The following is an 11,516-nucleotide window of genomic DNA, read 5'->3' as shown; positions in this document are numbered from 1 at the left end:
GGTGTCGGGATCGGCATTGCTCGCCTTCGCGACGCCGATCACCGTGTCGATGGGCTCCGGTACGAAGAACGCGTCCTTGACTTCCGACATCTCGAGGTGGTCGACATGGACCGCGCACGTCAGTTCTTGCCCGTCGGCAAGCCGCACGCCGAGGAGCAATTCGTCGCCGTCGCCGAGTACGTGCGCCATCCGCACCACCCGATGGACGCTGGTCTGCGCCAGCGCTGCGAGCCAGTGCGGAAGGTTGTCGTTACGTGCCTCCACCTCGCGACGGCAACGGTCGCGCAGCACGTCATCGTCGGTGACCAGCTCACTGAGCACCGCCAGCAGCGCGGTGGTCTCCGGTACCTGCACGTCGATGAACGCGGCGACGAGTTCGGCGAGGCTGGGAGGGTCCTCCGCATCGGGTCGTCGCAGCATTACCGGCTGCGGGGAGGTGGCCAGGATCAGCATGCTCACCAGACCCAGCAGATCCATCGGCTGGCCGCCGTCCAACGCCTGGCGCACTTCGTCGATCAACGGCGCTTCTTCGGGAGTCTCCCGTTCAGCGGCGTTCGCGCGACGCGCCTTGCTGCGCCTAGCCTCGCGTCTGGCCCGTTTGGCGGCGCCCCGCTTACCTCCGTCACCCATGGCCCGGACGATACCCGGACTATTCCGAGATCAGGTGGCGCAGTACGTAGGGCATTACTCCACCATGGCGGATGTACTCGGCTTCGCGTGGAGTGTCCAGTCGCGGCCGGGCAGCAAAGGTGTTGCGGCCATTGCTGACAGTGACCTCGGCGGGTACCTGACCGGTGTTGAGCGCTTCGAGTCCAGTGATGCTGAGGTGTTCGGCGCCGGTGGGCGCGACGTCGTCGGGCCCGGCGTCGATCAGCTCGATGGGAATCACCCCCATCGCGATCAGGTTGGAGCGGTGGATGCGCTCGAAGGATCGCGCGATGACGGCTCGAACGCCAAGAAGGGCAGGGCCTTTCGCTGCCCAGTCTCGCGACGATCCGCCCCCGTAGTCTCGCCCGGCCACGACGACCATGGGAACCCTCGCTGCCCGATATGCGGCGGCGGCGTCGAAAATCGTTGTCTCACTGCCCCCGTCGAGAAAGTTGCGGGTCCGACCGCCGCGCGTGCCTGGCGCGACCTGATTCTGCAACCGGACATTGGCGAAGGCTCCGCGCATCATCACCTCGTGGTTGCCTCTGCGGGACGCGTACGTATTGACATCGCGGCCCGCAACACCCTGGGCGGCAAGATAGTCCCAGGCTGGTGTTCCTGGCGTGATCGCGCCCGCGGGCGAGATGTGGTCGGTGGTGACCAGGTCGCCGAGCTTGACCAAGACCCGTGCGGCACGGATGTCGGCAACCGGTGGCGGCTCGCGGTCAACGCCGTCAAGGTAGGGCGGCCGGCGGATGTACGTAGAGGCCGGGGCCCATGGGAACAGCTCGCTGTTGGCGACGTCGATCTCCCGCCAACGGTGATCGCCGGCGAAGACGTCTCGGTACGCATCGGTGAACAGGTCGGCCGTCACGTTCTGCGCGATGACCTCCTGCACGTCTGCGGGATCGGGCCACAGGTCGGCGAGGAACACCGGGCTGCCGTCGGGAGTCTGGCCCAAGGCCTCGTTCACCAGATCGATGTCCATGGTGCCTGCCAGCGCGTAGGCGATGACGAGCGGCGGAGACGCAAGGTAGTTCATCGCGATTTCAGGTTGGATGCGGCCTTCGAAGTTGCGGTTCCCCGACAAGACCGACACCGCAGTGACCCCTTCGCGGATCGCGCCGGACACTTCGTCGATCAACGGTCCCGATGCGCCGATGCAGGTCATGCAGCCGAAGCCGGTGAGGTAGAAGCCAAGCTGTTCGAGGTCCTCGACCAGACCGGCGCGGGCGTAATAGTCCATGACCACCCGGGATCCGGGGCTCAGCGTCGTCTTGACCCACGGCTTGCTGCGCAAGCCGGCACGAACTGCGTTGCGGGCCAGCAAACCCGCCGTGACCATCACCCCGGGGTTGGAGGTGTTGGTACACGACGTGATCGCCGCGATGGCGACGGCACCATCGCTGATCTCGTGGTCGTCATGCCCGAGACGGACCGTCACGGTCGTTGGGCCGGCTCGTTCGCCTCGCACCCTCTGCACGGCTGTGGCGAAACGCTGCTTGGCCTCGTCCAGCGGAACGCGGTCCTCGGGCCGGGACGGGCCCGCGAGCACCGGCACCACATCGCCGAGGTCGAGCTCGACGGTGGTGTCGAATCGCAGTTCGCGGTCGGGGTCATGCCAGATCCCCTGTGCCTTGGCGTATTTCGCGACGAGTTCGACCTGACGTTCGGCGCGGCCGCTGAGCCTCAAGTACCGCAGTGTCTCGTCGTCGATGGGGAACAGTGCACACGTGGACCCGAATTCAGGGCTCATGTTCGCGATCGTGGCCCGGTCGGTCAGAGGTAGGTTGCAGACGCCAGGGCCGAAGAACTCGACGAATTTGCCAATCACGCCGTGGGCCCGCAGCAGCGCGGTGACGGTGAGGACGAGGTCCGTCGCGGTCGCACCCGCCGGCAGGGTCCCGTTGAGGTAGACCCCGACGACCTTCGGCACGTTGATCGAAACTGACTGCCCCAGTAGGGCTGCCTCGGCCTCGATACCGCCGATCCCCCAGCCGAGTACGCCGAGCCCATTGACCATCGTCGTGTGAGAGTCGGTGCCCAGGCACACGTCGGGAAACGCCCAGCCGGATTCAGCCATCACCACGCGGGCGAGGTGTTCGAGGTTGACTTGGTGCATGATGCCGGTGCCGGGGGGCACCACCGCGAAGTCCTTCAGGGACTTCTGACCCCACCGCACGAAGCGATACCGTTCGTCATTGCGTGAGTATTCGAACTCGACATTGCGCACCATGGCGTCAGGCGTGCCGAAGACGTCCGCGATCACGGAGTGATCGACCACCAACTCGCCGGCGATGACCGGGTTGACCCGCCCGGGATCACCACCCCACGAAGCCATCGCGTCGCGCAGAGCCGCCAAATCCACCAGTGTGGGTACGCCATTCGTGTCGTGCAGGAACACCCGTGACGCATACAGGTCGACCGGCGTGACGGCGCCGTCGGTGACCGCACTGACCTGGTCATCACCCCTTGAGGTGCCGTCGTGGAAGCGAAGCACGTTCTCCAGCAGGATGCGGAGCGTGACGGGCAGGGTGCTCGGCGCAACGGCGGTGACGTCGTGATACCGCAGACGCCGTCCCTGCACGACGAGGTCACGCTGGGTGCCCAGCGTGTCCCGCCCGGTGCCGATCAGGTGTGTCGCGGCGGTCATGGCTGTTTGATGGTGGCCGCCACCGCCTCGGCGAATTCGCGACATCCGGCGTTGCCACCCATGTCGCGGGTGCTGATTCCCTGCGCCACGGTCTCTTCGACGCTGCGCTCGATCAGCGCCGCCGCACGGGTGAGCCCGTCATCGTCGTGTCGCGCGCCGAGCCAGTCGAACAGCATCGCGGTGGACAGGATCATCGCGATCGGGTTGGCGCGATCCTTGCCTGCGATATCGGGTGCCGAGCCGTGCGCCGCCTGCGCCATGGCTCTGTCCTGGGATGCGTTGAGCGAGGGCGCAATGCCCAGTGATCCCGCGAGCTCTCCGGTCAGATCCGAGAGGATGTCGCCGAACATGTTCTCGGTGACCAGGACGTCGAATTCGTTGGCGCGCCGGACCAGGTGCACGGTCATGGCGTCGATGTGGTAATCGTCAACACTGACGTCGGGGTAGTCCTTGGCGACTTCCCGGCAGACGTCGCGGAAGAGTCCCGTCGTCAGCTTCAGCACGTTTGCCTTGTGCACGATGGTGACCCGCTTGCGGCGCCGGGATGCCCACTCGAACGCCTCGCGCGCGATCCGTTCGCACGCGGGGCGCGTGATGATGCCGAGCGCGATCGCAATGTCGGGGGTCGGCATGAATTCACCGGTGCCGAGGTAGGTGTTGCGGTCGGCGTAGAAGCCCTCGGTGTTCTCGCGCATGATGACGAGGTCGGTACCGGGGACCACGGCGTTACCGCCCTGAAAGGCCTTGGCGGGACGAACGTTCGAGTAGAGGTCGAAGTGCTTGCGGATTGTTCCGCTTGGGTTGAGCTGCGAGCGAAATGGCTCTGGGTAGGCGGCGCTGTCGTGCGGCCCAAGAAGCCAGCCGTCGGTTTCGGCCAATGCGGCCAGCGTGCTCGCGGGCACTGCTTCGTTGAACTCGTCGATCGCCGCGAAGCCCAGCGGAAGCTCCTTCCACCGGACCGGCGGAGCACCCGCCGTCTCGGCCGCGGCGTCGGCGACGCGGACTGCCGCAGGCACGATCTCGGGTCCGATTCCGTCGCCGTGCAAGACGCCGAGAGTGTAGGTACGGGAAGCGTTGGTCATCACGGGGTTTCCTCTATTTTCGGGTGCTCAGGGTGAGACGGTCAGCAGCTCTTGGGCTTCGGCAGAAAGCACGTCGGCTTCGTGGAAGAGCAGACACGCATCCGGATCGACGGCGAGTTGCACGGGCCCGGTGAGACCGCTGCGATCGGAAACGACTTGGACGACGTGATCGCCGAGTTTGACGTCGTACTCATAGCGCGAACCCAGGTAGGACACGGTGAGTACTTCGGTGTTCAGCGTGTTGGCTTCGGTCGCGACGGATTGCCCAGGGGGGCAGATGCGCAGGCGTTCGGGTCGGATGGCGACCGTGACCGTCTGCCCGACTTGGCCGGGCGTATCGGAAGCGACCGTGATGGTCTGACCGTTGGCGGCCAATGCCACGGTCGCGCCGGTGGCGGTCAGCTCGGTGATGCTCGCCTGAAGGAAGTTGCACCGGCCCACGAACGCCGCCACTTCAGCCGTCGCCGGGGTCTCGTAGATCTCAGTCGGGGTGCCCACCTGCAGCATCCGACCACCAGACATCACTGCTATCCGATCGGAGAGGGCCAACGCCTCATCCTGATCGTGTGTGACGTAGACCGTCGTGATACCCAGGTCCTCCTGCAACCTCTTGAGCCACGCCCGGGCCTGCTCACGCAGCTTGGCGTCGAGGTTGGACAGCGGCTCGTCGAGCAGAAGAACCGTCGGCGAGTAGACCAGCGCGCGGGCGAGGGCGACACGTTGCTGCTGACCGCCTGACATTTGGTGGGGATAGCGCTCCCGCATGTTCTTGAGCCCGACCTTGTCAAGGGCGTCGTCGATCAGCCGGCGCCGCTCGTCCTTGCCGATCTTGCGGATCTGCAGGGGCATCGCGAGATTGTCGGCGATGTTCTTGTGCGGCCACAGGGCGTAGGACTGGAAGACCATCCCCAGGTTGCGGCCTTCCGGCGGCACGAAGATTCGGCGCGAGGTGTCGACCAAGGTGGTGTCGCCGATTCCGATGGTTCCGCCCGTGGGTTCTTCGAGGCCGGCGATGCAGTTCAACGTGGTGGACTTTCCGCATCCGCTGGGGCCCAGCAGGGTAAAGAACTCACCGTCACGAATGGTGAAGTCGACGTCGTCGAGAACGGTGGTGTTGGCGAACCGCTTGCTGAGGTGGCTGACTTTGACATCAGGCATTGGTGTTACGTCCTTTCAGGAGCAGTCCGGCGAGGGCCACGAAGGCAGCGGTGATCGCGATCTGGATGGTGGACAGCGCCGCCACCGAGCCGGTGTTTCCCTGGACCCAGAGTTCGAGCATCGTGGTGCCGATGATGTTGGTGTGAGCCGAGGAGAGGAACACCGCGGGCGAGTACTCCTTGAGCATCGTCACGAAGGTCAGCACCAGGGCGCCGGCGAAGGCCGGCGTGAGCAGACGCATCAATATCCGGGTGAAGGTCTTGACCCAGTCGGCGCCGGCGACTCTGGCGGCGTTGTCGAGTTCCTGGGCAATCTGCATGACTGACGGCGCCAACGATCCGAAGCCAGTTGGTAGTGCGCGCAAACCGAAACCGATGATCAGTGCCCAGAGCGTGCCCGCAATGAGCTGCCCGGAACCAAAGGGGGCGTAGGCAAATGCCCAGAAGAGCCCGATGCCCACGATGATGCCCGGCATCGCCTGGGGTGCCAGGGCCAGGTATTCGGCGGCGCGGCGGAAGCGAAACGTCGATCGCCGGGCAACCATCACGGCGAGCAGCGCCACGAAGCTGACCAGTATCGCACCCAGGCCCGCAACGATGAGGCTGTTCTTGATCGACTGGACGTAGACCTCGAAGGAGAAGATCCGGTCGTAGTTGCCCATCGTCAAGGTCTTGAACGGTGACTGCAATGGACTGAAAACCAGTGTGAAGGACCGGAAGACGAGTCCGGCGATGGGCACCAGCGCGCCCATCACGACATAGAACACGATGGCCGCCAGGCTGATCCATTTCAGCCATCCGAGGTCGAGCAGCCGGGGACGGGTGGCCTTGCCTCGTACTGAGACGAATCGCTGCGAGTCCTTCAGCAGCTTGGCTTGCAGTGCCACCAGGCTGACGGTGACCACCAGGATGACCGCCGAGGCGGCGCCGAGCACCCCGTAGTCGGGGTTGATCGACTGCAGGCCGTTGCGGTAGAGGAACGTCGAGAAGACCTGAATGTTGACCGGTTGTCCGTAAAGCAGTGGCACGCTGAGGGTTTCCACGGACATCGAGATGACGAGGATCGAGCTGTAGACGATCGGTGGCCGCAACATCGGCAGGATGACTGCGAAGATGATGCGCAGCGGGCCCGCACCACAGACCCGTGCCGCCGACTCCAGTGATGCGTCACTTTGCCGCAAGGCATTGGCGCAGAAGGTGTATGCAATGGGCGCAAGGGCCACTGCTTCGGTCAGTGCCATCCCAGGAATCGAGTACAGGTTCCACGGGACGTGGCCGAGGACCTGCTGAACCTTGACGCTGACGAATCCCGATGGGCCGTACATCATGATCCACCCGAACCCGAGGATCAGGGAGGAGATGAAGAAGGGCCACTGCATGGCTGCGGCCAGGATGCCGCCGCCGGGCAGCTTGGTGCGCACCACGATGATGGCCATCGGGACGGCCAGGAGAAGGGAAAGTGCCGTGGTCGACAGCGCGAAGAGCGCCGTGTTGAACACCACCTTCCCGAACCCGGCATCGGTGAACAGCCGCGCGTAATTGTCGAGGCTGAGCACCCCGCCGGCTTCGTAGAGCGGCCGATCGAGCAGGGACTGATAGAGCGTCGGCACCACCGGCGCCAGGACGAGGAGCGCGAGAAAGATGACGACTGCGTACTGCAGCCATACTTCTCGTCCGTGGCCGAACAGCTTCCGGTAGTGAGGGGCTGGTTGACCCCCCGCCACCGGACCCCGATCAGCCCGTTGCGGCATTGTCGTCGTTGCCATGACACTCACGGTCCTCACTGTTGGTTTGGTGATCAGCGGCCGAGCAGGCCGTCCCACCGTTCGGTGAACGCCTTCACTTGGTCCTCGGGCACCGTCACGTAGGGAACATCGATGACGTTGTCCTGACCAACGGCCTTGACCAGCTCCTGATAGGTGTGCCGACCGTCGGTGGCCTCGATGCCGTCCCGGTAGGACGTCAAGCCGCCCTCGGCGACGGCGCGCTGACCTTCCTCCGAGAGAACGAAGTCGGTGAACAATTTCGCGGTGGCCGCATGCGGCGCCTTGGCCGGGATACCGATCCCGCGGGGCAACACCACCGTGCCGTCGTCGAGGAACGTCAGTCCCAGCAAGCCTCCACTGTCGGCGACCTTCGGGTAGGCAGGTGCGGCGCTGACGAAGAATCCCGCCAGATACTCCCCCGAGGTGATCTTCTCGAGCTGCGTCCCCGACGAGGTCTCTGCCTTGCCCAACGGCAACAACTTGTCCAGCGTGGACCACGAGTCGGGCCGAGCCTGGGTAAAGGCATGCGACACGGTGAATCCAAAGGAGCCGTCGATATCACGCGTGGTGATCTTGCCGGTGAACTTGCCCGGATCCTTCGCAACGATGTCGGCCAGGCTCTTCAGCCCCGTTGGCTTGTCCGTCACCAGCGACGCGTTGTAGATGATCGACAGCGGGTCGGTCGACATCGCGTACACGTTGGGCATCAGCGTGGCCATTGGCGGAAGTTTGGCCACCTCCGGTGACTTGTACTCCAGAAGTGTTCCTGGCCGCGCGGCGAAGTCGGCCCAGGCCTGCGCGGCGTTGGACACCACGATGTCGGCAGGCGACCCGCTGGTGGCCTGCTCGCTGAGCACCCGCTGGAATACTTCATCGCTGTCGAGATTGTTGGCTTCGATCTTTCCGACCCACGGATACTTCTTCTTGAAGTCCCGGAAGATCGGCTCCCAGTTCTCCTGATCGGTATTGGAGTAGATCGTCAGCGTCCCGCCCTCGTTCTTCGACGCGGCGATCACGTCCTTGTAGTCGGCCGGGTAGTAGTCGGGCGCCTGACCGGTCTCGACGGGGTTGTTGGCCCCCGGCTCGGACTGACCGCCGGACCCACATGCGGTGAGGGCTAGCGAAAGGACCAAGCCAAACACGGCGGCCAGGCGAACCGCGCGCCTGCCGCTGGCATGGCGGCCCTGAAGGACTGACTTCATGCTCTTCCTCCTTGAAGACTTCTTGAAGACGAGACCTACCAGGGCCTCACTGTGTGCCCGCTCACACTAAACGGTTATAACCTATGACGTCAATGCCGAGCATGTGACCTGGCGAAAGTGACGGCCACGCCCCTTCTGATCGTCATATCCCCTTGGTAGAGGCTGATTTATCCCTAGTTCGCGCCTATCTAGCGTGGCGGCAGACGAATCCTGTACCGTTATAAGCTATTGAGAAAGGGGCAGTCGATGTCGGAGCCTGCGGGACTGTTCGAAACCAAGAGCGACTATGCCTACCGGCAGGTGCGTGAGCGCATTCTGTCGGGCGAACTGCACCCCGGTGCCGTCATTCAGCAAAGGGAACTCGCGAGCCGGATCGGCATCAGCACCACACCCTTGCGCGAGGCGTTGCGTCGCCTCAAGAGTGAGGGCCTCGTCGAACTCGACGCGCACCGCGACGCCCGCATCTCCCCCCTGCGCGCCGAGGAGGCACGGGATTTGTTGGAGCTGCGAAAGTCGCTGGATCCGCTGGCCGCCGGGCTAGCGGCCCAGCGTCGCACCAATGCCGACATCCAGGCCATCCGGGCTGCCCACGCCGGCCTCGAACCCCTCCCCTCGCAACCGGCGATCGGGCAGCTCGTCGCGCATCGCAATTTCCATGCCGCGATCTACCGGGCCAGCCACAATGACCTGCTCATCGATTCCTTGGAAGGACTGTGGGACAAGGCCGACCGGTACCGGCGGCTGGCCCTGCAGACCGACCGCGGGCAGGCGGCCCGCGACGTCAAGGCACACGAGCACCAGATGCTCGTCGAATTGATCGCCTCGGGCGACACCGACGAAGCGGCCAAAGTCATGCGCGCCCACATCGACACCAGCCTGGGCGCCACCGCAATGTGGCGGCTGGGCCATGACGCCATCGGAGAATGACCAGACGTGATTGACCATCCCCTGATCGCAGCCGTGCACAACACATCCGCGTCGATCCCCCCTCTCCGCGCAGCCTTGGCCGAAGAGCTTCCCGGTGCGCAGCTGTGGAATCTGATCGACGACCGGCTCGGGATAGCGGCGGACGAACTCAACGGCGAGCTCAGCCCCGGCCTTCGCGACCGGATGCTCAACCTGATCCGGCACGGCGTCACCGGCGGGGCCGACGCCGTCGTGATCGCCTGCTCGATGTACGGCGATGTCCGTGCCGTTGCTGAAAGGCTCATCACCACACCGGTATTCGCCTCCGACACCGACATGGTGGCCGAGATCACGGCCGCCGCACCTCGACGCGTCGCGGTGTTGGCGTCCCTGAAGGGCGCCGCGACCGACACCACGGCCCGGCTCACGGCGGCACTGGCCGGTGCTGACGCCGTCGAGGTGGTTCCGGTGTTCTGCGACGGCGCCGCGGACGCGGCATCACGCGCTGACATACCGGCGCTCGTAGACCTGTTCGCGGCCGAACTGAACGGCGCTGCCCACCCGTTCGACATGGTCTGCATCGCCCAGTACTCGCTGAGCCCTGCGGCCGCCGCACTCGCCGACGAGATCGCCCTACCCGTGGCGAGCCCGCCCCTGTCGGCCGCACGCGCGATCGCACGCCGGCTGGCGGCATCGTGAGCAGCCCGACGATCGGGTGCATCGCCGACGACTACACCGGCGGCACGGATGTCGCGGCAGCATTCCGACGGCAGGGCTTACGCACCGTGCTGTTGTTCGGAACGCCCGACGACACAGCGCAATTCGACGACGTCGACGCCGTGGTCGTCGCGCTCAAGACCCGTGCGCTCGACGCCCAGGATGCCGTGACGATGTCGCTGGCCGCGCGAGACTGGTTGATCAAAACAGCCGGAGTGGGCACCATCTACTTCAAGTACTGCTCAACCTTCGACTCGACTGCGGCAGGCAACATCGGTCCGGTAGCCGACGCGCTGCTCGACGCCGCAGGCGAGTCCATGACGGTGGTTTGCCCCGCCGCACCCGAACATGGTCGCACCGTCTACCAGGGCCACTTGTTCGTCGCCGACCAGCTGTTGTCGGAATCGTCGATGCGCCACCACCCGTTGACCCCCATGACCGAGTCGCACCTGCCCCGGCTGATGGCCGCCCAAAGCCCGCATCCGGTGAAACTAATTGACTGGCAGCATGTTCGCCGCGGTAGCGCGGCCCTAGCCGACGAATTGCGCCATGCCGCCGGTGACGGCATCCGCCACGTGGTGCTCGACGCGCTCACCGACGACGACCTGATCACCATCGCCCGCGCCGTGCGAGGCATGGCCGTGCTCACCGGCGCCGCGGGACTGGCCGGCGCACTCGGGCAAGTCATCGCCGACCACGGTTGCGATGACGGTGTCGAGCCCTTGCCTGCCCCGCCAGGGGCCAGCGTCGTCTTCGCAGGCAGCTGCTCGAAGACCACGCTGAGCCAGGTCGCCCACGCTCGGCAGCACTTCGCCTCACACCGCCTCGATCCCCGCACTGCGGCCCCCCCTGGCGACCTCTTCGAGCCGGCCCTGGCGTGGCTACTCGAGCACCTCGGCGACAAGCCGGTGATGGTCTACTCCTCGGCACCGGCAGACGAGCGCGGCCCCGCCGATCCCGTCGTCGCCGATCAACTCGAGGCCACGATGGGTGCGCTGGCCAAGGCCGCCGTCGCCGCGGGAGCACGCCGCATCATCGTTGCGGGCGGGGAGACCTCCGGCGCCGTCGTCGATGCGCTGGGCGTCAAATCCGTTGTCGTCGACGCCGAAGCCGACCGCGGAGTCCCCTGGTGTAGCACTCCCGACCACGACATCTCACTGCTTCTCAAATCCGGCAATTTCGGCGACCTCGACCTTCTCGTCCGCGCTGCCACCGGACCGACGCTCTCATGACGGTCGCCAGCGACATCGCCGAACTCGGTGCTTCCTTCTTTCGTCGCGGCCTGACCTTCGGGCGAACCGGCAACCTCAGCGCCATTGACGCCGATGGCACCGTCCTCATGACGCCCACCGGGGTCAGCCTGGAACGCCTGCGCCCCGCATCAC

General features: G+C 65.4%; 10 protein-coding genes. 4 read left to right on the top strand and 6 right to left on the bottom strand.

The annotated features are described in order from the left end of the window. From ACRDUX_RS04290 to ACRDUX_RS04265, 6 genes are all read right to left on the bottom strand, one after another. On the bottom strand, positions 1-630 hold a 630-nt coding region (locus tag ACRDUX_RS04290), incomplete at its 3' end, for a hypothetical protein (RefSeq protein ID WP_526411351.1). A 19-nt stretch (positions 631-649) separates the two neighbouring features. Next, positions 650-3,301 (bottom strand): aconitate hydratase AcnA, encoded by a 2,652-nt coding sequence (gene acnA / locus ACRDUX_RS04285; RefSeq protein WP_526411349.1) that lies wholly within the window; start codon positions 3,299-3,301, stop codon positions 650-652. Then, positions 3,298-4,383: an isocitrate/isopropylmalate dehydrogenase family protein gene (locus ACRDUX_RS04280; RefSeq protein WP_526411347.1), complete on the bottom strand. Its 1,086-nt coding sequence runs from the start codon at positions 4,381-4,383 to the stop codon at positions 3,298-3,300. The genes acnA and ACRDUX_RS04280 overlap by 4 nt, the downstream gene beginning before the upstream one ends. Positions 4,384-4,410: 27 nt before the next feature. Beyond that, positions 4,411-5,541 (bottom strand): ABC transporter ATP-binding protein, encoded by a 1,131-nt coding sequence (locus ACRDUX_RS04275; RefSeq protein ID WP_526411345.1) that lies wholly within the window; start codon positions 5,539-5,541, stop codon positions 4,411-4,413. Continuing rightward, positions 5,534-7,306: an ABC transporter permease gene (locus ACRDUX_RS04270; RefSeq protein WP_526411343.1), complete on the bottom strand. Its 1,773-nt coding sequence runs from the start codon at positions 7,304-7,306 to the stop codon at positions 5,534-5,536. The genes ACRDUX_RS04275 and ACRDUX_RS04270 overlap by 8 nt, the downstream gene beginning before the upstream one ends. A 32-nt stretch (positions 7,307-7,338) precedes the next feature. Then, positions 7,339-8,508 (bottom strand): extracellular solute-binding protein, encoded by a 1,170-nt coding sequence (locus ACRDUX_RS04265; protein ID WP_526411341.1) that lies wholly within the window; start codon positions 8,506-8,508, stop codon positions 7,339-7,341. 246 nt (positions 8,509-8,754) lie between these two features. Between ACRDUX_RS04265 and ACRDUX_RS04260 the strand changes: the two genes are divergently transcribed. The 4 genes from ACRDUX_RS04260 to ACRDUX_RS04245 all read left to right on the top strand — a co-directional run. After that, the gene (locus tag ACRDUX_RS04260; protein WP_526411339.1) at positions 8,755-9,435 is read left to right on the top strand and encodes a GntR family transcriptional regulator; all 681 of its coding nucleotides are present in this window, start codon (positions 8,755-8,757) and stop codon (positions 9,433-9,435) included. 6 nt (positions 9,436-9,441) lie between these two features. Continuing rightward, the gene (locus ACRDUX_RS04255; RefSeq protein WP_526411337.1) at positions 9,442-10,113 is read left to right on the top strand and encodes a hypothetical protein; all 672 of its coding nucleotides are present in this window, start codon (positions 9,442-9,444) and stop codon (positions 10,111-10,113) included. Continuing rightward, positions 10,110-11,363: a 3-oxo-tetronate kinase gene (gene otnK, locus ACRDUX_RS04250; protein ID WP_526411335.1), complete on the top strand. Its 1,254-nt coding sequence runs from the start codon at positions 10,110-10,112 to the stop codon at positions 11,361-11,363. The genes ACRDUX_RS04255 and otnK overlap by 4 nt, the downstream gene beginning before the upstream one ends. Next, the coding region (locus ACRDUX_RS04245; protein ID WP_526411353.1) for a class II aldolase/adducin family protein at positions 11,360-11,516 on the top strand (157 nt) is incomplete at its 3' end. The genes otnK and ACRDUX_RS04245, both read left to right, overlap by 4 nt.

This window comes from Mycobacterium sp., from assembly GCF_050701675.1.
Taxonomy (GTDB): Bacteria; Actinomycetota; Actinomycetes; order Mycobacteriales; family Mycobacteriaceae; genus Mycobacterium.
The sequence above is the reverse complement of the archived record's forward strand: the minus strand, read 5'-3'. Positions and strand labels throughout refer to the sequence as shown.